The sequence below is a fragment of the Fibrobacter sp. UWH6 genome, from assembly GCF_900142465.1.
Taxonomy (GTDB): domain Bacteria; phylum Fibrobacterota; class Fibrobacteria; order Fibrobacterales; family Fibrobacteraceae; genus Fibrobacter.
Map to the genome: position 1 here is coordinate 41,543 of NZ_FRAX01000016.1, position 20,423 is coordinate 61,965.

Here is a 20,423-nt window from a genome sequence, read left to right on the forward strand (position 1 = left end):
CATTCCAATTTGGGATATTTTCCTCAAGCGACTGGAACTTATTTTGCCTTTTTGGGAAAAATGCTCGCCAACTTTTCCACGAAGTTCCACCATAGGGTGAAAATTTGCCCTCTTTTTCACTCACTTTTCCCCACAAAATGGGCATTTTGCGTTAAAACCGGCCATTTTCACTCACTTCGGGAAACTTTTTTCAAAAAAAATGTCGTTTTCACAACACTTCGGGGGGCGTTTTTTGCATTTTAGGCGAGTAGGGTTAAAAAAGGAGTTCAAATGAAGTCAATCATCAAGATCAAGTTTCACGACATGCGGAACCTCGAGTTTAGAGGTGTCCAGTATCAATTACTCCAGATGGCGCAGGACATCAAGACTCCGGGAGCATCTTCCTTCATAGAGGATTTCAGAAGTTCATTTCAGGAAATGTGCCAACACTTTGATTCCGGGCTGCAGGATTCCCCCGACCGCATCGTCCACAACATCCACGAGGAGCGATCCTCCTTTTATTACCGGTGTCGCGCCGTGGCCAAGGCGGCCGCCAGCCATCCCAACCCCACAGCACGTGAAGCCGGGCAGAAGTTGTGGAGCATTTTCCAGAAATTCCCCTCCAGCGCACGGATAAACCAGCTTCAAGCCTACGGTATGATCGGACGTTTGGTGAACAATGCCCGTTCTATCGGGGAAGACGCCCTGGAGTGTTGCGGTTGCAAGGTTTGGATCGACGAGCTGGACCGAATTAACCAGAGTTTCCTGCAGGCAGACGCCGAGCGAAACTATGCACGAGGCCATCGGGAGTTGAAGCAGAGCCTCCACCTGCGGGATCGATGCACCGAGGCATTCGACCTGATCGCCACATTCGCCAAGTTCCAGGCCGCCCAGGGGGATATTTCCTGCGCCCGTTTCATCGATTCCGCCAACGCCATGCTAAAGGACAAGAAGATGCACATGGCCCAGCGCAGGAGCAGCAAGGGAAACTCCTCCGAAATCAAGTACTTGCCAGTTGTGATCTAGGAATCCCGCTACTTGACGGGTTTTACGCATCAGATGTATATTTTACAATACATTTGGGTTTTACGTTTTACCCCAAGGGTGTGGCGATAAAGATTAAATTTTTTGGCAAGACTTTCAAGACAATTGCGTTTTTAATACCGGCAGCATGTTCCGCCGTTTTCGCACAGTGGAACGGTACCGCCAGCGAACCCATCGAGAAGAATGTTATCGATGGCAAGGTGTTCTACACCATCACCAGCGCCGAGGAATTAACCTGGGTCGGTGTCCAGGTCAAGAACGGTTTTAACGGGATCAATGTGGTGTTGGCTAACGATATTGTTTTCGGCGCAGATTCCTCCCAGACCAGTTCCCGCCTCTGGACCCCCATCGGAAAAGACACGACCACCGCCTATGCAGGCACTTTCGATGGTGCAGGTCACACAATTTATGGCTATTATGTAGAACAGGGAACATTTGCAGGCCTTTTTGGAGCCCTTTCTCCTGATGGTGTTATCAAGAACTTGAGGGTTGCCAATAACAAGGTAACCGTCACAGAAGCAAGTGCGACCGCTGGGGGTATCGTAGCCTTTAATAGAGGCCTCGTGGATAATTGCGAAAACTCGGGGACTGTGGACGTCACCACGAAGGCTTATGCTGCAGGGGGTGTAGCCGGCATTAACGAAGGAGTCGTATCCAACTCCTCCAATTACGGTTCCGTTACCTCCAAAACAACAATGACGTCCGAGGGCGGCTTTGAAAACGGCACCCGAGCCGGAGGCATTGTTTCTTTCAATCAATACGGAAAAGTTTTCGACTGCGTTAACCATGGTGACGTCGTTGCCGCCACGGTACTTGTCCCGATCGATATTGATAACGACTGTATTGCCGGCGGTATTGCAGGCGGTAATGAAGGTTCCCTATATCGGAACTTCAACGACGGCTCCATTATTTTCCGCAATTCCTATAACAATTCGGGAACCAACATGAAATTCACAAGCACCGGCGGCATCGTAGGCCGCAACCTCGGCTTCGTGGAGAGATCTTCCAACTGGGGCAATATCATTGCCAAGATTGCCAGCACGTCAACAAAGGCCGGCACAAGTTCCTATTCTACGGCAGGCGGCGTTGTCGGCGCAAGCAGAGGCACGGTCAGCGACGTATTCAATACCGGTTCCGTGACCGTTACGAAAGTTGCCACGGCTTCCTACGCGGGAGGCATTCTCGGTTCCCTATTCGGATCCGAAAAGTTAACCAACAGCTACAATGCCTCGTCAAATATTACCGGCACTTTGATTGGTGCGGTTTCCGCTTACATTACAGAATCATCCCATGTGCAAAATTGCCACTATGACGCATCCTTGTTCAGCACCAAGACTCCCGCCATCAAGTCTGTCGGCGGATCGGCCACCGTCAAGGATACTTCGGGATTAAAGACCGACAACATGAAGTCCGACGAAATGGCCTGGATCCTGAACACTGTCAACAACACCGAAAAGAACAGGAAGCTCTGGGGCCGCGAAGACAGCTATCCCGTCTTCGCCAACGAATCCGTCAAGCCGATTTCCCGCGTAACCATGAATAACGATGGCGAGGAGCTGTAGACGTCTTTGATATGCAGGGAAGACCTGTCATTGTCCAGAAGTTCACGAAGGGCAACGCCAACAATCTCACCCTTCCCCGCAGCGGATCTTACATTTTGAAAGTTGCCGGACAAACAAAACAAGTTACCGTCAAGTAAACATTCGAAACAGTGCTCCCCAAGGGAGCACTTTTTTTATTGGAACTTTTTCAGCATCTCTTCCAATTCATCCCCTTCATCTAAAGCAATGGGACCTTGACTGCATTGGGCACAATTGTCAAGTTGCCGAATATGGCTTCCGTACCATCGAAGGATGGTTGGCTTTGGCCCTGCGCCAGGCATGGGGCTCCAATTGGCAAAGCGGTTTTCACGACGGTTTGCCCACATGTAGTAATCGTACACCAGCTCATTCTCGAGGGCGGAAATGCCGGAATCTATTCCACGGGAAAGTTCCACCAAGGAGATTTTCACCATCATATTGCAAATAGGTGCGATATCAGCAGATAGACCTACTTGCACCACGGCATTCGCCTCCTCGGGACTTACATAGGCGGCAATCTGCCCATTACGTCGGGCGCTTTCTACATTGGTAATCTCCTCAGCTTCAGCGTCAAACCAAGCATTTCCAAGTAGGCAATTGTAGCAAGGGCCGTCGGGCACGTAACGGAAAACGTCTCCTCCGGCAGCACGGGAATTGGCCCTGCCAAAAATGCAGACCTTACGATGTCTTACAACGGAGTCATTCAAGTTAAATCGACTCTTGTTATTATCGGTAGCACAAATAACCAGATCCGCCCTGGAGACCTCTCTGTTTAACAGAGTCAAATCCTGATTAATATCCACCGGGAACCGATCCACCTGTGCGTAAGGATTTTTTCCCAGGATGGCATCACAAAGAGCATCCGTTTTTAGGCGTCCCAAATCATTTACCACACAAGTATGGCGCATCAAATTGTGCAATTCCACCCTATCGAAATCCAGTAGGGAAAAGGAACCCACGCCCGCCTTGGCAAGTTCTATTGCAATTTGGGAACCGAAACTTCCCAAGCCAACAATCATCACCCGCTTAGACACAAGCGCACCAACTTCCAAAATTCCTTGACTTCGGGAATAGAGATTTTCCCGTGAGGGAATAAATTGCAGTTCCATTTTCTGCCACCATGGGGAAATCCGTTTTTCGGATGAAACGCCATTGGTCACTTCCGTAGAGCAGTATGCATCTGCAGAATTCTTCGTTACCAAAATCAAGTAGCGATACTTTTCAGCTTCCACAGGATCTTCTACAGCGCAAAGGTCTCGAGTAAACAGGCAAAGAGATTCCCTGCCGTAACCATGGGCAGGGCGATACATATGGAAATGGACAACCCCCTCCCCTTCCCATTCGCAGGCAACTCCTTCCCAGGATACAAGATTCCCATTTAGAAATTCCTGTAATTCCTGCTGGTCCAAAAAGGCTAACATGCAAAACCTTCCTTGGTCATGCCCGTAACGACAGTTCCCTGGGTAGGAGCCTGGCCTTTTGCCACCTGGCGAAATTCTCCAGTAGTTTCATCAAATACCAGGTCAATCATGGAATGACCAGATCCCTGACCACCCTGCTTACGAATTTCTTCGCCCAGTTTCTGTTCAGCACGACCCGCAAAGCCATCTGCAGAGAAGGCGGTAAAAATCTTAATGTTTTCTTTTTTCATAACGATACCTATTTGTTGTTTAAATGTGTTCATAGATGCATGGCCGGGGGCGGGAGCAACCCCATCACGATTGATGATTCAGGTAATAGTCAATGTCATTACCAGTTTCCAGATGTAGTTCATACATGTTTAGCCACAGGCAGCACTTCACGTAAATCTTGTACAGCGACACCCCCGGATTCCAGGAAGCATTTCCGTAATGGCAGATACGGGTCCAGCCATGTTCTGAATCCAGCACATGCATGGAACCATCGCAGGAATCCAGACGATTTCCATCCCGATCCTTCAACATCTGAGTCACAAAGACCTTGGGCACATCATTGGGGAAACGTCGCAAATCCATGTGCAACGTATACAGGTTCCTCTTGGTGCGGGCTGCAAATACCGCATATGGTTTTTCACCCATGTAAATGTGATAGACGTTATCGGGAACGTTCTTCCGTTTCAGCACCCCAATTTCACTTTGCACCCGTTCAGGCGTGAGACGAACATCATCTTCATCGTCGTCCTCATCATCGGAACGATGAGACAATAAAGCGTTTATCAATTCTGCAAACATGATTCATCCTCTTTTTCAAGTTGCCTATTCCGAGTCACCGCGGCATAATATTGGGTAAAGGCTTCAAGAATATCTCCCTGAAAATTCCATTGAACCTCTCCCCCCGCGGTGACTCCATCTATGGAAACACTTACGGGAACCTTCGGGAATTCCGCAGGAAAGTACAAGTCAACATTTCCCACCATCACGTGCACATGATGATTTTCATCCAGCATGACAGACACTTTCTGAGGATAAGACGTTTCTTTCAGGAACTTGTTTATTTGCACCAAGACCTTCTTGTTCTGAACCGAATTGAGCCAATAACCATCATCAAATTCGCTTACCACTCGGTCCTTCGCCACTTCAACCTTGTACACTTCTCCATGGCAGGGTTTGGGGGACTCCGGATGAATCAGCACATCCTGCAAATCCTGATCCACCAACTGCCTAAAAGGAGATTCACACTCCTTGATACTCCAACAGGCCATCTCATAATCGTAGCCATGATCCTCATGAAAATTGAAGGCGTTAAAGGTGGTTCGCAGTTCTGCATAACCGGAACCACCATTCCCCAAGGCCACTCCTCGTTTCACTTGACAATTTCCAATGCAAAGCAAGAATCGACGCAAATGGGAACGGCAAATATTATTTACCATGGTGGAATCATCATGGCCACTGGGCCGTGCCAATCCCAACTGATGATGAGAATGCCATTCCCCAATATGTTGCAGCCCGTACTTTTCCAACAGGAAATTACCAACCTTTACCAAATAGTCCAGGTCCTGGTTAAAGAAGGTTTCCTGATGGTTCGCATTCCGTCCTGGGCCGATCGCATATAGAACTACGGGTATTCCCGTGGACGTCCAGAAACCAAACAGTTGGCCTCCCGTTTCTATATCCGGATAATCCAGGATGCAGCGGGAGACGTAATCCAGTTCGCTCCTGTAAATCATGGCCAAGGGCGAAGGTGAGCTTTCATCGGGATTCTTCCCGCCATACTCAAACCAAAGCCCGTGCTTTTTTAAAACATTAGACATTCTGGGCCACCTTATATCAAACATTTCTAGCAATCTTCCAAGCCACATTCCCGGGTCACCTCGTCAATGGCCTTCTCGATATCATGACCCGATTCCACGGCGTTCTTGAACTTTTCCAGACCCATGCAAAGTTTGTTCATTTCCCCCATCATGATGTCGCCTGTCTTTTTTACGGCATAAAAACTCATGTCGATGCCCAGGCAAACAGTCGCCTTTTCCGAAAGCCCAAATTCCTGGGCCAGCGCCGTGGATTCGCGTTCAATAAAATCTTCGTCCTTTTCCATGTCGTAGACGAAGTCTCGCTGGGCACCAGCCAACTTTTCCCGGAGTTCCTTGACGACTTCGGTCTCCTCCACATAGGCAGCCAAAACTTCGGCCAAGGTAAACAGCACTGATGTATCTGAAATCTGGATCATACGAACCTCATAAAATTTTGATGTATGTTTGACTTTCGTCGTCAACACAAAGATACCTTTGGGTAAAAAGCCTCACAACGGTATCAAAAAAAATATTGAAAAAGTGGAACTTTTATTTTTATAGAAATAGGCAAATATGGAACTTTTAAAATCCTATATTTACAGTTATGGAAAATTCCGCTAAAATCAAAATCGCCGTATCGGCGACTATTCGAAACCAGCTTGAAATGGATATTCAAGATTACCAGCTAAAAGGGATTGGCGAACTCTGCAACAAGATTATCGAATTGCGCCAGGAACTAGCTTCATTTCCTTTATCTAAGCGTATTTCAAGGGAAAATTGCGAACTTTTCAAGAACAGCGCACCCCTGCAATTTATCCTTCACAAGCGCAATGGGGAATTCGCGACTTACGCCGTTTCTAAAAAAATCAAGATAGCCACCTTGTGCAGGCATTACCTACAGCAGTACGTAGACATGCCCCGTGGCAAAAGAGAAATCTTTCTCAAAAAAGTGGAACTTTCAAAAATAGATTACGCCATTGAAAACCAGCTAAATGTTTGGCTAGACTATCACGGAAAGAGAAAATTGCTGGCACCATGCTTTGTCGCTCTTTCTCCTGCCCACATGAGGGCCTACCTGGTAATTTGCGAAAGATCCGAGTTGGGAGTTGAATTCAAGGCATTTCGCTTAAGTCACGTCAAGAACGTTGAAGTGGCAACAGCCCATAACAGCAACTCTGCCGATGATACAGTCGCCTTCCACACTCAAACCAACGCTCTATACAGGAAATCGTTAGATTTTAAGAATCATTTCGACCCCTTCCTTTGCTATGGCCAGGAGCTAAAAGTGGAACTTTCTCCTGAAGGGGTTGCCTTATACAATAGGGCTGCCACGAACCGCCCCAAGATTCTTAAGGCTCCCCAAAACCCTGGCAGTCACAATTCTTTCGTTTCCGCTCAGGAAGAAATCGCTAGCGCCTTGGACGCCCAACGTCCCGGCATCTATACCTTCGAATGCTCCCCGGAACTAGCCAAGGTCTATTTTCCTCAATTTCTGGAAACGGCACAGGTCCTCGCCCCCGCCGAGCTACGCCACTACTTCCGCCAGCGATTCCTGAAGGCAGCCTCAGCCTACGGCCTCGTGGATCAATTCACCGCCAAAAAAGTTTAAGTTCAACGTATCGGATACAAAGCCGGTTAAAAGAACTTTTGGGGCACTTTGTATCGAATTTACACCCTGACGCCAGTTTCTTACTTTTTTCACGGAAACTGTGTTTTGTTTCTTACGTAATATTTATATAAGCATTCTATATTATTAATATCAGCTGTTTCTTCTATCTTTGGCGAGAGTTTTTGACCATCAAAAACGACTTTTCAACCATAGGAAACATCCTTATGAACCGCACCTCCAAGCTATTTGCGGCAGTCCTCGTGGCCATTCCTTGCGCCATTACCCCCAGTTTTGCAGGCGGCCTCACCCATAACACCAACCAGACCGCCCATTTCGTACGTGGTATCGCCCGCGATGCCTCCACCGATGTGGACGCCGTCTACACCAACCCGGCAGGAACCACCGAATTCCAGAAGACCTGGAACATCTCCTTGAACAGCCAGACCGTCTGGCAGAAGCGAATCATCAACACCACCTTCGCCACCGGCGCCGAAAAGGAATATGTAGGCGAAGCCTTCGTGCCCAGCATGCCCAGTTTCCTGGCCGCATGGCACCACAACAACGTGACCGTTTCTGGCGCATTCACCATCGCCGGTGGTGGCGGCACCGTCACTTACGATGACGGACTCCCCATGTTTGACGCATTCACCCTCAGTAATCCCCTTACCAAGGGCATGCTGCTAAGCGACATCGGCGGCAGCGCCGAACTTGAAGGTTCCAGCTACATCTTCGGATGGACCCTGGGTTCCGCCTACCGTTTTAACGACTACATTTCAGGTTACGTAGGCGCCCGCTTCAACTACGCCACCAACAACTACAAGGTCAAGGCAGACCTTTCCAAACTCGGCATGGGCGAAGCCGAAATGGACGTGGACCAGACCGGCTACGGCGTCACCCCGATCCTCAGCATGGACGTACGCTACAAGCGCCTGACTGTCGCCGCCAAGTTCGAATACCGCACCCGCATGGAACTTGAAAACGACACCAAGAAGATGCCCAAGCAGCTGGCCGCCTCCTTCCCCAACTATGCAGACGGCGTAAAGACCGATGCCGACATGCCTAGCTACCTTTCTGTAGGCGCCCAGTTCGAATTCGTGCAGGGCGTTCGCGGCGCACTTGGCTACCACAGGTTCTTTGATGCCGCCGCCAACTACGCAAACGGTGGTGACAAGTACCTGGAAAGCACCAACGAAATGCTGGTGGGCTTCGAATGGGATATCATCTCCCGCTTGACTCTTAGCGCAGGCGCCCAGTTCTCACGCATTGGAGTCAGCGACAAGTACCTGACCGAAATGAACATGAACGTCGATGCCAACAGCTACGGCGGCGGTATCGCCTTCAAGGCCACCGACTGGATGAAGATCAACCTGGGCTACTTCCACAGTTTCTACTACGAATGGAAGGGCGACAAGGAAGCCTACGGCAAGAACAACTACGATCGTGAAAACCAGATGGTGGGTATTGGCGTAGACTTGACTTTCTAATGGGTTAAGCAACTATAAAAAGCTAATTTTATAATAGGACCGAGGCCACGCCCCCGGTCTTTTTTTAAATTTGGGCGCATATGAAGAACTTTTACGTTACTACCCCGATTTACTATGTGAATGATGCCCCCCATATCGGGCACTCCTACACCACCGTCCTTGCAGACATTCTTACTCGTTTCCACAAGATTCTGGGCTACCAGACCTTCTTTTTGACCGGTACCGATGAACACGGCCAGAAGGTGCAGCGTGCTGCCGCCAAGCGCGAAGTGGACCCCCAGGCCCATGTGGATGAATACTACCATCACTTCGAAGATCTCTGGAAGAAGATGGGCATCTGCAACGACTTCTTTATCCGTACCACCTACCCCGAACATAAGGCTTACGTTCAGGAATGCCTCCAGAAGCTCTGGGACAAGGGCGAAATCTATTCCAAGGAATACGAAGGCTGGTACTCCGTCGGTGAAGAACGTTTCTTTGGCGAAGACGAACTGGACGAAAACAAGTGCGACCCCATTAGCCACCGCCCGGTGGAATGGCTGAAGGAAAAGAACTACTTCTTCAAGATGAGCAAGTACCAGCAGCAGCTCATCGACCATTTGAACGCCAATCCCGACTGGATCGTTCCCGACTACCGTCGTAACGAAATCCTGGGCTTCTTGCGCCAGCCGCTGAACGACCTTTGCATCAGCCGTCCGAAGGCGCGCCTTAGCTGGGGCATTCCTCTGCCCTTCGATAACGACTATGTGACCTACGTCTGGTTTGACGCTCTCCTGAACTATGTGAGCGCCTCCACCGCTTTCCACAAGACTTTTGCCGATGGCACCCCCATCTGGCCCGCCACTTACCACCTGATCGGTAAGGACATCTTGACCACCCACAGTGTTTACTGGCCCACCATGCTCATGGCCCTGGACATTCCTCTGCCCAAGCATATTCTGGCTCACGGCTGGTGGCTGGTGAACGGTGGCGAAAAGATGAGTAAGTCTGCCGGTAACGTGGTGAAGCCCATGGACTACATGGAAAAGTATGGCGACGACGCCTTCCGCTACTATCTCGCCCGCGAAATGGTGGTTGGCCAGGACGCAAACTTCACCCACGATTCCTTTGTCCGTCGCATTAACGCCGACTTGGCAAACGACCTGGGCAACGTTCTGAACCGCGTCCACAAGCTGGTTCTCACCAACTTCGAAGGCAAGCTCCCCGCAGCAGTCGTTATGGATGACGCCGCCAACGACGTGATGAACCTGGCCAAGAAGGTCATCGAAGACATCAAGCAGGACCTGCCCCAGGCACGTCTTTCCCAGTCTATCGAAAACATCATGAGTCTGGTCCGTAGCATCAACCGCTACTTTGAAATCAAGGCTCCCTGGAAGCTGGCCAAGGACCCGGCTCTCAAGGATGAACTGGCAACCGTTCTCTATGTGGCTGCCGAAGCCGTGCGCCTCAGCCTCTGCATGCTGTGGCCGGTGATCCCCACCAAGGCTGAAGAAGGCCTCAAGATGCTGGGCACCAAGTTCACTAGCGCTGAAGACCTGGTCTGGGGTCTCATGAAGGGTGGCGAAGCTTTCGGTGAAGGCAAGCCCCTGTTCCCCCGCATCGAAGAAGAAGTGAAGCCCCAGCAGCAGCAACAGCAGCAGAAGCCCAAGCAGAACAAGCCCCTGACCGCAGCCGATGTTCCTGCCGCCATGGACCTCCGCGCCGCAAAGATCGTGGAAGTGGCAGACCATCCGGATGCAACATCCCTCTACGTTCTGAAGGTTGACGCAGGCGAAGGCGAACTCCGCACCGTTTGCTCCGGCCTGAAGGCTAGCTACGAAGCTTCTGAGCTTAAGGATCGTATGATTCTCTTGTTCGCAAACCTGAAGCCGGCCCCCCTCCGCGGTATCATGAGCGCAGGTATGCTCTTCGCAGGCGACCTGGAAGCAGAATCCCACAAGTGCCGCCTGGTGGCTGTACCCGAAGGCGCAAAGCCCGGTGACCGCGCATTGTTCAAGGGTGTTCAGCCCAGCGAACCTCGCGAACTGAAGCTGAAGGATTTCGACAAGATCGCTCTCTCCGTCAAGAACGGCGAAGTGTTCTGCACCGCAGGCGAAGGCGCCGCCCCCATCGCACTGGAAATCGATGGCAAGGCTGTCACCTGCGACGTCCCCGAAGGCAACGGAGTGCATTAACAAAAACGCAGAAAACCATTCGCGTTTGATAAACATCACATATTAACAGTTAGACTGTTAAAAAGACCCGTCTTTGGCGGGTCTTTTTTTATGCAGGCCCCCAAAAATCTCCATTTTCCGTCATTTTTATTTACTTTTCTTTACAAGAAGAAAGGAGATGCATATCATGTCCGACACCAACCAGAAAGGGTTGCAAGAAAACCAGACAATCGCCAACCGAATGAACGTCCTCATGATCGCCCTGACGCTAATCATGATGGTCATTTACTACGCCATCGGCGCCCATATCCTGGTCACCTTTTCCATCTTCATCGCCCTGGGATACGCCTTCAACTTCTTGCTGATCCGGAATCGCAGGATGGTGGAATCCACCTGGAGCACCTACGCCCTACTCACCTTGTACATGGTCGTTTGCACCATATGCCTGGGCTACGATTACGGGTTCCAGCTGTACACCATGTCCACCATCCCCCTGATTTTCCAGCTGAAGTACATTTCCAAGAAATTCAACCAGCGGGACCCCAAGGCCGCCGGATTTTCCATCATCATCCTCCTTTCTAGCCTAATTTCTTCGCTGTACACAGTGAAGGTGGGGCCCATCTACCATATCGGCGGCCTACCGCCCCTGATTTTTTTGGGGATGAACATCTGCATTGTGTGCTACTTCCTGATTTTCTTTTCTAGCAACACCATCAACCAGATTATCGATTTTGAGATAATGCTGGGAAGGCAAGCTAACTTTGACGCCCTGACCGGGCTTGCCAACCGTTACAGGATGCAGGACTACCTGAAGGAAATCTTTGAATCCCAGGAACAGTCCGACGGACAGGCTAGCAAATTCACCGACAGTTCCGAGAACATCTGGGTGGCCATGCTGGACATCGACTTCTTCAAGAAAATCAACGACAAGTACGGCCACGCCACCGGCGACCGGGTTCTTGAAAAGTTGGCGGAAACATTGCGCAAGGTTTGCCAGGACTGCGAAGTCAGCCGCTGGGGCGGCGAGGAATTCTTGATTTGCGGCAAGGGAGATCCGCAGACCCTTCTAGAAAATCTGGTAAAAAAAGTCGAGAGCGTTTCTGTACAGAGCCCTCACGGTAACATCCATTTTACCATCTCGGTCGGCGTTACCCATAAGACACCCAACGACACCTTGGATACCTGGGTTACCAGGGCCGACAAGCTTTTGTACAAGGCCAAGGAAAACGGCAAGAACCAGGTGGTCGTCTAATGCTTTCCAATCTAAACGATCTTAAGAAGGCAGCCTTTGTCGTGAACACCGTGCTTACGGTGCTGGTCATCGTGATGATGGCCTTTTACTACTTCATGGGCGCCACGTTCCTCGCCTACTATTCCATCCCGGTAGCCTGCTTCTACTTTTTCCATTATTACTGGATCCACAAAAAACAGTTTACCAAGGTCACATGGACCACCTACACCATGCTTACCTTGTACATGTTCATTTGTACCATATGTCTCGGCTATGATTACGGATTCCAGCTGTACGCCATGTCCACCATCCCCCTGATTTACCACATCCGGTACATGGCCAAGAAGTTTAAGCAGCCCGATCCGAAGCCCAATCTCTTTTCGGTTTTCATCGTCATTTCCTGCATGGTTTCCTCCCTCTATTCCGTTTATGCAGGGCCAATCTACCAGATCGGCGGGGCAGTCAAGCTGGCGTTTCTGTGCATGAATCTGGGAGCGGTGTGTTTCTTTTTGGTCAGCTTTTCACAGGTAACGTCTAAACTGATTATCAAGACCGAAGAAAAGCTGATCAAGCAGGCTGATTTTGACGCCCTGACCGGGCTTGCCAACAGATACTACATGATGTCAAGACTGGATCCGATTTTAGCCGATAAGAATGCGGCATCCAATCAGTGGCTGGCCATGATCGATGTAGACAACTTCAAGAAAATCAACGACACCTACGGTCACGACGTTGGCGACCAGGTTCTGATGATTCTCGCCAACCAGATGAAAAAGATTTGCAAGGATTGCGTTATCAGCCGCTGGGGTGGCGAGGAATTTTTGGTCAGCGGCAATAATTCCAAGGTATCTCCACGAATCATGCAGACCTTGCTTGAAGAAATCAGGAAGCGAGAAGTCCATTCCGACACGGAAAATTTCCACTTTTCCATTTCTGTGGGTGTTTCGATGCACATAGCCAACGAGTCATTGGGACCGTGGATTAGAAGGACTGACCGGTTGCTCTATCAAGCCAAGAAAAACGGCAAGAACCAAGTGGTTTGCTAGTCAATCGTTTGTGCGGCCAAGTGTTGTAAACTTCTCAACACATAATATTAGCAACATATTTCTGTAAGCAGGCGGACTTTCGTTTTTGAATTTTTACATTTGATTTCAGGAAGTTTTGTGTATGATTATTGGGTATTTAATAACAATGTGCGTTCTGGCAGCCATCAACAACGTGCTGCATTTCCGTAACTACGGAAGAAACACGCATCTTTATTCGCTGTTATTCTTCGCTCTATTCATCTGCTGCGCGGGACATTTGCTCCTGGCTTTGTCTCAGACGGCCGACGGCGCCATTATGGCCGTCAAGATGAGCTATGCAGGTTCTGCATTCCTCCCCTTCTTCTTGTTCTGCGCCATCTTGCAGGTGTGCCATGTCCGTTTCCAGCAGGCTTATCAGCTGGTACTGTTCCTGCTCAGTTTTGCCATCTTCGGCATGGTCTGCACCATCGGCTACAGCGACCTCTATTATAAGGATTTTGCCTATGCAGTCGCCAGCGGTGTGGGTAACTATGTAGTACAGAACTACGGCTGGGGTCATGACCTGTTCAACGTCATGCTCCTTGTCTACCTGGTCGCAAACGTAAGCATTATCGTCCACACCTTCTTCAAGAAGAAGAACGTCTCTTACAAGAGCCTGTTCGCCCTGGCCCTGATCGAAACTTCCACTATCGCTTCTTTCCTGTTGGCCCGCTTCATGGAAAACGATATGCTGATCATGCCGGCGGTCTATGTATTCGACCAGTTCCTGTTACTGTATATCTGCGAACGTGTCAAACACTATGACATCAGCGAAAGCGTACTCCGTTCCCTGGAAGCAGGTAACGCCAACGGCTACGCTTCCATTTCTACCAGCGAAAAATTCCTGGGCGGAAACGAGATCGCCTACAACCATTTCCCCGAATTGCTGGAATGCCGTGTAGACCATACCTTGCCTAACAAACCCGGTGTCGTGCAGTTCTTTAAGGAATGGGCAAACGAAATTCGCCAGGGTAACGTCATCCACGAAAAGGAATTCGAGACCGGCGACCGGCACTTCAAGTGCACCGTCAAGAAGTCCGGCAATTCCGACAGGGATTACGCAACTTTATTCAAAATCGAAGAAGATACGGAATACCACCGCTACGTGCAGATGCTGGGTAGCGACAACAACCGTCTGCAGCAGTTGGCCAAGAGCAACGCCTCCCAGATTCACGCCATCCAGGAACAGATGATCGTGAACATGGCCAGCATGGTCGAAAGCCGCGACTCCAATACCGGCGGCCATATCAAGCGTACCAGCAAGGTTGTGGCCATCCTGACCGAAGAGATGCAGCGAGACCCCAGTTTCAACTTGCCCAAGAAATTCTATGAGGCTCTGATCGTTGCCGCCCCTATGCATGACATCGGTAAGATCGCCATCGACGACATGATCTTGCGCAAGCCGGGCAAGTTCACCGACGAAGAATACAACATCATGAAGTCCCATGCCGCCAAGGGCGCCGTCATCGTAGAGAACCTGCTTTCTTCTATCGAAGACCCGTACCTGGTGCAGATTGCCCGTAACGTGGCCCACTACCACCATGAACGTTTCGACGGAAGTGGCTACCCCCATGGACTGGCCGGGGAACTGATCCCCTTCGAAGCCCGCATCATGGCCGTGGCCGACGTTTACGACGCCCTGGTCAGTCGCCGTTGCTACAAGGAACGCATGTCTTTCTCCAATGCAAACGAGATTATCATGGGTTCCATGGGTACGCATTTTGACCCCCGCCTCAAGCAAAGCTTCGTGAACGGCCGCGAAAAGCTGGAAGCTTATTACCGCCAGGTGACCCACTAAGCTAAATTTGGGTCCATGATAAACACCACTCTCTGCTATATCGAACAGGACGACAAGTACCTGCTGCTCCACCGCGTCAAGAAAAAGAACGACATCAATAAGGACAAGTGGATCGGCATCGGCGGAAAGTTCGAGGAGTGGGAATCCCCCGAAGACTGCATCAAGCGCGAAGCCCTGGAAGAAACCGGGCTTACCCTGGTGCGCCCCAAGTATCGCGGTATCGTAACCTTCATTAGCGATGGCATGGACCAGACGGAATTCATGCACCTTTTTACCGCCACCCAATGGACTGGCGAAATCAAGGAATGCGACGAAGGTAATCTGGAATGGGTTCCCAAGGCCGACGTGGCGAAACTCCCCCACTGGGACGGCGACCTGATATTCCTGGCCCTTCTAGAAAGAGGTGAACCCTTCTTCAGCTTAAAGCTGACCTACAAAGGCAGCACCCTGACCGAAGCCCTCCTAAACGAAGCCCCCGTAAAAGTCGAAGACTTTATTTAAAAAATCGTCGCGGAGCGACTACCACTTTGCCAGGGCAGCCCTCATTAAAATTCGTCGCGAAGCGACTACCACTTTGCCAGGGCAGCCCTCATTTAAAAATCGTCGCGGAGCGACTACCACTTTGCCAGGGCAGCCCTCATTTAAAATCGTCGCGGAGCGACTACCACTTTGCCAGGGCAGCCCTCATTTAAAAATCGTCGCGAAGCGACTACCACTTTGCCAGGGCGTTGGTGATGATCAGGTCTTGGAGTTTTTCGATGGCTCTTGTCTGACCGTGGCGGTCTTCGGTTTCGTTGGCCTGAACGTCGTAGGTTCCTTCGGCAGACAGAGACTTGTTTTCGTAGATGATTCGTTCCTTGACGTTGTCGTAGAACTTGACCCCGACGCGGATCGTTACGCGGTAAGATTCCACATCGCTGTTGCTGTTATAGTCCATGGGCTTGTTGGTATAAGACAGCAGGGTCACCTCGAAGTCGGCATTGGCCTCGGACTTGATAACGCGAACGCCACCGGCATTCTTCTTGAACATATCTACGACAGCGGTATAGATGTCGTTTGCCAGCACCGGATCCAGAGTCTTATCGTCAACTTCATGGATGTTCACCGTCTTGATATGACTGGGAAGCGTACTCGCAGTAAAGCTATAACACCCCGACAGAACCGTCAGGGTGCATAGCCACAAAAAAGCTAGAGCGACTTTCAGGCAATACTTCATCGCTCTTAAATTTAGTTAAAACAACCTACTTTACAGAGAATATCCTGTTTAGAGCGCCGTTTTTCACAATGTACAAGCCCTTGTTAAGGTTCATGGAATTCAGTCGAGTCTGAATTTCACCGGGGCGAGAATTGAGCTTACATACAAAAGCCCCTTTCAAGTTGTACACGCGGAACGAGGTTTCGCTAGACAGCATAAGACGGTTCTTGGCCAAGCCCACCTCGTCAGAAGTAACTTCGGTCAGCTTGACATTATCGATGAACACAGATCCTGTGGCAAGACCAGCATTAATGGAAATACGGCCATTTTCATCGGTAGGTTCGTTCATGGTGAACATGATTTCATAAGTCTTGGATGTTGTGCCAAGGTCGAAGGTGGCGGCTTCGCCCAGGTAGCTGGTCCACGGGTCCGTATCCTTTTCCAGGTTCACTTCGAGAGTTCTTGCGACGGAAGCATAGGCATCAAAGGTCAGCTTGTAGCTCTTGCCCTTTTCGTAATGCATGCCGTTCTGAATCACCTGTACGTCGTAGGCGTTGGCACCCACCTTGGTCACATTGATTTCGCCCTTGCCTTCGTTAAACTTGAAAGTACCGTCACCGCTATGAACGGTCAGAGACCAACCAGCCAACTTCAGGGAATCAGAGAAAGTACCGTTGAAAACGGTATCCCTATTGGTGGGAACCACGATCGGTTCAGCCACGCCATCCAGGGAGTATTGCTTCACGAAATTCCAGATGTCGGAAACATCGGCCTTGGACGGGCTATGACCACGGCCCTGAAGTTTCAGGTGCTTGATATAGACGCCATCATCGCAGGGGCCCCAACTGTAAAGGGTTGCCCGGTTTTCGCTATTGGGATAGTTTTCCGTGACTTCGGCCTGAGCCGGGCAGTTAAACTGGTCACGATAATTCTTCAGGAAACTTTCCAGCGAGCTATACTGCAACACATCGTCATTGGTTCCGTGAGGGTGGAAAATGGGAACCGGGCGCATGGCCTTGGACGCACCATACACATTGGGGCCGGAACAGGGAGCGAAAGCGGCGATCTTGTCGGCAATCTTGCTCATGGCGTGGTAAGTAAACATACCTCCCATAGAGAAACCGGAAAGGTAGACGCGCTTGGTATCGATATCGTAATCCTTGACCATCTGGTTAATAATTTCGGTCACCCACTTGGTATCCTTATCGCCCTGGATATCCCAGGTAGACATTCCCGTACCGCCTCTAGGGTACACCACCACGAAACCAGCCGTATCGGCCACAGTTTCCCAGTGGGTCATATCCTGCTGGTAATTGGGATCCTGGTCCATGCCGTGCAGCGAAAGAAGCAGCGGGCTCTTCGGCGCCAGATTCGACGGGGCGTACACATGGATGTTGCGCCCGGAAACAGACACCTTCTTATAGTCATTCAGGGATTTTCCGCCTCCACCCCACTGGGCGAAAGAAACGGTTGCGGCAATCATTAGCAGGGGAAGAATTCTCATTTTTTGCACTCCTTTTAAATTCCCATTCCAATTTGGAATATATATGTGGGCATTCAAATTATTACTGCTACCTATAAAAAAATGATGTAAACCTCAACAACACCGCAGCCATTTTTTATTTTCTGTTTCGTATGAGGATTTCTATGGATTTAAGACAACTTACCACCATCGCCGCCATCTCGATTTTCACGGCATCTGGAGCCTTCGCCACAAAGGTGGCCTGCGTCGGCAACAGCATCACATTCGGATACGGCTTAAACTGGGACGAAAAAACATATCCGCAAAACCTGCAGATTATGCTAGGCGATGACTTCGAAGTGGGAAACTTCGGGCATTCCGGTATGATGTTCCATAAAAAATCTAACGAATCCTACTGGACGTCCCCCAAATTCAAGGAAGCCTACGAATTCCAGCCCGACATCGTGGTCATTGAACTGGGAACCAACGACAGCAAGTATTTCCACGACGGTGCAGGAAGTTCCACGGGGTACAACTACTACGCCTACGATTCCAAGGGCTATTCCCGGGCAGACCTCCTGGACGAAATGAAGAAGGACTACGAGGCCCTTATCGACACCTTCGCCCACCAGCCCCAGGCCCCCACCATTTACGCCACCCTGCAGCCCTACGCCAACAACTGGGACTGGTTCATTACAGACACCGTTATCGTGAACGTCATCAACCCCCTGATCAAGGAAGTGGCCACCAACAAGGGCGTACAACTCATCGACCTCCACGAATCCTTCAATAAGCCGGAATGGCTGCTGGATGACAACGTCCACCCCAATGCCAATGGGGCATACGAACTGGCAGCCATTATTGCGAAATCAATCAGACCGGCCAGCGGCAACGAAACACCCGCCAACAGTTCCAATTCGGCAGACATTTCCAGCAGTTCCTCTGCAAATAACGTATCGGACAACGAAGAAACAGGAATTTTGCACGAGACCACGGCCTTAAAAACCTACACCGGAGACGTCTCTATTTTTGATTTGAATGGGAATTACATCAAAAAGGTATACGCAAACGGTTCTTTAGACATAAAGATTGGCCATAAAGGAACGTTTATTGTGAAAGCGGGACGGAATACGCAGAAAATTATCCTAAAATAATTGCTATTATTACATCCGAAAATTTTTATCTAACCGAGGCATAAAATGCTTGACATTAAGAAGATCCGCGAAAATCCGGAATATTATATTGCTGAAACCGAAAAGAAGTATACTACCGTGAGCCTGCGCGATGTTCTCGCCATCGACGAAGAACGCCGCCCCCTCCTCACCGAAGTGGAACGCCTCAAGAGCGAACGTAACGCTCAGTCCAAGCTCATTGGTGAACTGAAGAAGAAGGGCGAAAATGCCGACGCCGCCCAGGCCGCTACCCGCGAACTGGGCAACAAGATCGACGAAATGGACAAGAAGCTGAAGGATCTGGAATACAAGCAGACCGAAATGCTCATGCACGTCCCCAACATCGCTCCCCGCTCCATCGAAGGTAAGGACTCCAGCGACAATAAGGTCGAAAAGGACGGTCCGATTCCTTTCGACTACTACACCAAGAACGATGACTTCGCCCGCGTCGACCACAAGACCCTCGGCGAACGTCTTGGCATTTTCGACTTTGAACGTGGCGCAAAGATTTCCGGTTCCGGCTTCCCGGTCTACCGCGGTCTCGGTTCCCGCCTGGAACGCGCCCTCATCCAGTTCTTCCTGGACGAACACCAGAAGGCTGGCTTCGAAGAATTCACTCCTCCGTACCTGGTAACCCGTAACACCATGCGTGGTACCGGTCAGCTCCCCAAGTTCGAAGAAGACATGTACCGCTGCGACAAGGATGACGACCTGTTCCTCATTCCGACCGCAGAAGTTCCTCTGACCAACCTGTACTCTGGCGAAGTGATTCCCGAATCCGAACTGCCCAAGCGCATTTGCGCCTACTCCGCTTGCTTCCGTCGTGAAGCAGGTTCCTACGGTAAGGACACCCGCGGCCTTCTCCGTCTCCACCAGTTCAACAAGGTTGAAATGGTTTACTTCGCTCATCCGGAACACTCCTACGAAGATCACGAAGAACTGACCCGCTTTGGCGAAATGCTTTTGGAAAAGCTGGGCCTCCCCTACCACCGTCTGGCACTCTGCAAGGGCGACCTCGGCTTTGGTGCAGCAAAGTGCTACGACCTGGAAGTCTATGCTCCGGTGGAAAAGAAGTGGCTCGAAGTTTCTTCCTGCTCCAACTTCGAAGACTACCAGGCACGTCGCGCAGGCATCAAGACCAAGATCAACGGCAAGAACACCTTCATCCACACCTTGAACGGTTCTGGCCTTGCTACTCCTCGCGTGATGGTTGGCATCTGCGACAACTACCAGCAGAAGGACGGCTCCCTGTTGATTCCTGAAGTGCTGCGTCCCTACATGGGCGGCATGGAAAAGATTGAGCCTAAGAAGTAATCACTTCGTTAGACCAATTTACAAAGGCGAAATTCCCTAGGGAGTTCCGCTTTTGTTTTGTAAAAAAAACACAAATAAAATCGTTTTTTGTTGATAAATGCTACAAAAAAGCCCGTAATGTTTTTTTTCT

General features: G+C 50.2%; 19 protein-coding genes. 12 read left to right on the top strand and 7 right to left on the bottom strand.

Features of this window, described 5'->3' with window-relative positions:
* The first annotated feature begins 270 nt into the window (after window positions 1-270).
* From BUB73_RS12825 to BUB73_RS12835, 3 genes are all read left to right on the top strand, one after another.
* Window positions 271-1,005 (top strand): DUF6261 family protein, encoded by a 735-nt coding sequence (locus BUB73_RS12825; RefSeq protein ID WP_073286401.1) that lies wholly within the window; start codon window positions 271-273, stop codon window positions 1,003-1,005.
* 80 nt (window positions 1,006-1,085) lie between these two features.
* On the top strand, window positions 1,086-2,585 hold the full coding sequence (locus BUB73_RS12830) for a hypothetical protein (protein ID WP_175552218.1): 1,500 nt from the start codon (window positions 1,086-1,088) through the stop codon (window positions 2,583-2,585).
* An 11-nt stretch (window positions 2,586-2,596) separates the two neighbouring features.
* Window positions 2,597-2,722: a hypothetical protein gene (locus BUB73_RS12835; RefSeq protein WP_083539775.1), complete on the top strand. Its 126-nt coding sequence runs from the start codon at window positions 2,597-2,599 to the stop codon at window positions 2,720-2,722.
* A 36-nt stretch (window positions 2,723-2,758) separates the two neighbouring features.
* On the opposite strand, the gene BUB73_RS12840 is transcribed toward BUB73_RS12835, so the two are convergent.
* The 5 genes from BUB73_RS12840 to BUB73_RS12860 all read right to left on the bottom strand — a co-directional run bounded on the left by BUB73_RS12840 (window position 2,759) and on the right by BUB73_RS12860 (window position 6,248).
* Complete coding sequence (locus BUB73_RS12840) at window positions 2,759-4,024, bottom strand: HesA/MoeB/ThiF family protein (RefSeq protein ID WP_073286407.1); 1,266 nt, start codon at window positions 4,022-4,024, stop codon at window positions 2,759-2,761.
* On the bottom strand, window positions 4,018-4,254 hold the full coding sequence (locus BUB73_RS12845; protein WP_073286410.1) for a hypothetical protein: 237 nt from the start codon (window positions 4,252-4,254) through the stop codon (window positions 4,018-4,020). The genes BUB73_RS12840 and BUB73_RS12845 overlap by 7 nt, the downstream gene beginning before the upstream one ends.
* A 64-nt stretch (window positions 4,255-4,318) precedes the next feature.
* Window positions 4,319-4,813: a hypothetical protein gene (locus tag BUB73_RS12850; RefSeq protein WP_073286412.1), complete on the bottom strand. Its 495-nt coding sequence runs from the start codon at window positions 4,811-4,813 to the stop codon at window positions 4,319-4,321.
* Window positions 4,798-5,832: an MPN domain-containing protein gene (locus BUB73_RS12855; protein WP_139259218.1), complete on the bottom strand. Its 1,035-nt coding sequence runs from the start codon at window positions 5,830-5,832 to the stop codon at window positions 4,798-4,800. Before BUB73_RS12855 ends, BUB73_RS12850 begins: the two co-directional genes overlap by 16 nt.
* A 26-nt stretch (window positions 5,833-5,858) precedes the next feature.
* Window positions 5,859-6,248 (bottom strand): hypothetical protein, encoded by a 390-nt coding sequence (locus BUB73_RS12860; RefSeq protein ID WP_073286418.1) that lies wholly within the window; start codon window positions 6,246-6,248, stop codon window positions 5,859-5,861.
* 167 nt (window positions 6,249-6,415) lie between these two features.
* Between BUB73_RS12860 and BUB73_RS12865 the strand changes: the two genes are divergently transcribed.
* From BUB73_RS12865 to BUB73_RS12895, 7 genes are all read left to right on the top strand, one after another.
* Window positions 6,416-7,420, top strand: coding sequence for a WYL domain-containing protein (locus BUB73_RS12865; RefSeq protein ID WP_073286419.1), 1,005 nt, complete (start codon window positions 6,416-6,418; stop codon window positions 7,418-7,420).
* Window positions 7,421-7,602: 182 nt separating this feature from the next.
* Window positions 7,603-8,904 carry an OmpP1/FadL family transporter gene (locus tag BUB73_RS12870; RefSeq protein ID WP_141100384.1) on the top strand — a complete coding sequence of 434 codons (1,302 nt, stop codon included), beginning with the start codon at window positions 7,603-7,605 and terminating at the stop codon, window positions 8,902-8,904.
* 80 nt (window positions 8,905-8,984) lie between these two features.
* Window positions 8,985-11,078: a methionine--tRNA ligase gene (metG, locus tag BUB73_RS12875; protein WP_073286423.1), complete on the top strand. Its 2,094-nt coding sequence runs from the start codon at window positions 8,985-8,987 to the stop codon at window positions 11,076-11,078.
* Window positions 11,079-11,244: 166 nt separating this feature from the next.
* Window positions 11,245-12,309 (top strand): GGDEF domain-containing protein, encoded by a 1,065-nt coding sequence (locus BUB73_RS12880; protein WP_170932286.1) that lies wholly within the window; start codon window positions 11,245-11,247, stop codon window positions 12,307-12,309.
* A complete protein-coding gene (locus BUB73_RS12885; protein WP_073236651.1) occupies window positions 12,309-13,334 on the top strand; it encodes a GGDEF domain-containing protein in 1,026 nt (341 codons plus the stop codon). The genes BUB73_RS12880 and BUB73_RS12885 overlap by 1 nt, the downstream gene beginning before the upstream one ends.
* A gap of 121 nt (window positions 13,335-13,455) precedes the next feature.
* The gene (locus BUB73_RS12890) at window positions 13,456-15,150 is read left to right on the top strand and encodes an HD domain-containing phosphohydrolase (RefSeq protein WP_073160481.1); all 1,695 of its coding nucleotides are present in this window, start codon (window positions 13,456-13,458) and stop codon (window positions 15,148-15,150) included.
* A gap of 15 nt (window positions 15,151-15,165) precedes the next feature.
* On the top strand, window positions 15,166-15,651 hold the full coding sequence (locus BUB73_RS12895) for an NUDIX hydrolase (RefSeq protein WP_073160479.1): 486 nt from the start codon (window positions 15,166-15,168) through the stop codon (window positions 15,649-15,651).
* 208 nt (window positions 15,652-15,859) lie between these two features.
* Here BUB73_RS12895 and BUB73_RS12900 read toward each other — a convergent pair whose 3' ends face one another.
* Both BUB73_RS12900 and BUB73_RS12905 read right to left on the bottom strand, forming a co-directional pair.
* Window positions 15,860-16,366, bottom strand: coding sequence for an LptE family protein (locus tag BUB73_RS12900; protein WP_073160477.1), 507 nt, complete (start codon window positions 16,364-16,366; stop codon window positions 15,860-15,862).
* A 25-nt stretch (window positions 16,367-16,391) separates the two neighbouring features.
* Window positions 16,392-17,849: a carbohydrate binding domain-containing protein gene (locus BUB73_RS12905; protein ID WP_083539776.1), complete on the bottom strand. Its 1,458-nt coding sequence runs from the start codon at window positions 17,847-17,849 to the stop codon at window positions 16,392-16,394.
* 143 nt (window positions 17,850-17,992) lie between these two features.
* On the opposite strand from BUB73_RS12905, the gene BUB73_RS12910 reads away from it, so the two are divergent.
* The gene (locus BUB73_RS12910) at window positions 17,993-18,961 is read left to right on the top strand and encodes a GDSL-type esterase/lipase family protein (protein ID WP_073286427.1); all 969 of its coding nucleotides are present in this window, start codon (window positions 17,993-17,995) and stop codon (window positions 18,959-18,961) included.
* Between the two features lie 45 nt (window positions 18,962-19,006).
* A complete protein-coding gene (gene serS, locus BUB73_RS12915) occupies window positions 19,007-20,293 on the top strand; it encodes a serine--tRNA ligase (protein ID WP_073286428.1) in 1,287 nt (428 codons plus the stop codon).
* The last annotated feature ends 130 nt before the right edge of the window (window positions 20,294-20,423 follow it).

Excerpts from the sequence above, each read along its gene's own strand:
- BUB73_RS12825 (WP_073286401.1), top strand. The coding sequence starts at position 271 with ATGAAGTCAATCATCAAGATCAAGTTTCACGACATGCGGAACCTCGAG.
- BUB73_RS12835 (WP_083539775.1), top strand. The coding sequence starts at position 2,597 with ATGCAGGGAAGACCTGTCATTGTCCAGAAGTTCACGAAGGGCAACGCC.
- BUB73_RS12840 (WP_073286407.1), bottom strand. The coding sequence starts at position 4,024 with ATGTTAGCCTTTTTGGACCAGCAGGAATTACAGGAATTTCTAAATGGG.
- BUB73_RS12845 (WP_073286410.1), bottom strand. The coding sequence starts at position 4,254 with ATGAAAAAAGAAAACATTAAGATTTTTACCGCCTTCTCTGCAGATGGC.
- BUB73_RS12850 (WP_073286412.1), bottom strand. The coding sequence starts at position 4,813 with ATGTTTGCAGAATTGATAAACGCTTTATTGTCTCATCGTTCCGATGAT.
- BUB73_RS12855 (WP_139259218.1), bottom strand. The coding sequence starts at position 5,832 with ATGTCTAATGTTTTAAAAAAGCACGGGCTTTGGTTTGAGTATGGCGGG.
- BUB73_RS12860 (WP_073286418.1), bottom strand. The coding sequence starts at position 6,248 with ATGATCCAGATTTCAGATACATCAGTGCTGTTTACCTTGGCCGAAGTT.
- BUB73_RS12865 (WP_073286419.1), top strand. The coding sequence starts at position 6,416 with ATGGAAAATTCCGCTAAAATCAAAATCGCCGTATCGGCGACTATTCGA.
- metG (WP_073286423.1), top strand. The coding sequence starts at position 8,985 with ATGAAGAACTTTTACGTTACTACCCCGATTTACTATGTGAATGATGCC.
- BUB73_RS12880 (WP_170932286.1), top strand. The coding sequence starts at position 11,245 with ATGTCCGACACCAACCAGAAAGGGTTGCAAGAAAACCAGACAATCGCC.
- BUB73_RS12885 (WP_073236651.1), top strand. The coding sequence starts at position 12,309 with ATGCTTTCCAATCTAAACGATCTTAAGAAGGCAGCCTTTGTCGTGAAC.
- BUB73_RS12890 (WP_073160481.1), top strand. The coding sequence starts at position 13,456 with ATGATTATTGGGTATTTAATAACAATGTGCGTTCTGGCAGCCATCAAC.
- BUB73_RS12895 (WP_073160479.1), top strand. The coding sequence starts at position 15,166 with ATGATAAACACCACTCTCTGCTATATCGAACAGGACGACAAGTACCTG.
- BUB73_RS12900 (WP_073160477.1), bottom strand. The coding sequence starts at position 16,366 with ATGAAGTATTGCCTGAAAGTCGCTCTAGCTTTTTTGTGGCTATGCACC.
- BUB73_RS12905 (WP_083539776.1), bottom strand. The coding sequence starts at position 17,849 with ATGAGAATTCTTCCCCTGCTAATGATTGCCGCAACCGTTTCTTTCGCC.
- BUB73_RS12910 (WP_073286427.1), top strand. The coding sequence starts at position 17,993 with ATGGATTTAAGACAACTTACCACCATCGCCGCCATCTCGATTTTCACG.
- serS (WP_073286428.1), top strand. The coding sequence starts at position 19,007 with ATGCTTGACATTAAGAAGATCCGCGAAAATCCGGAATATTATATTGCT.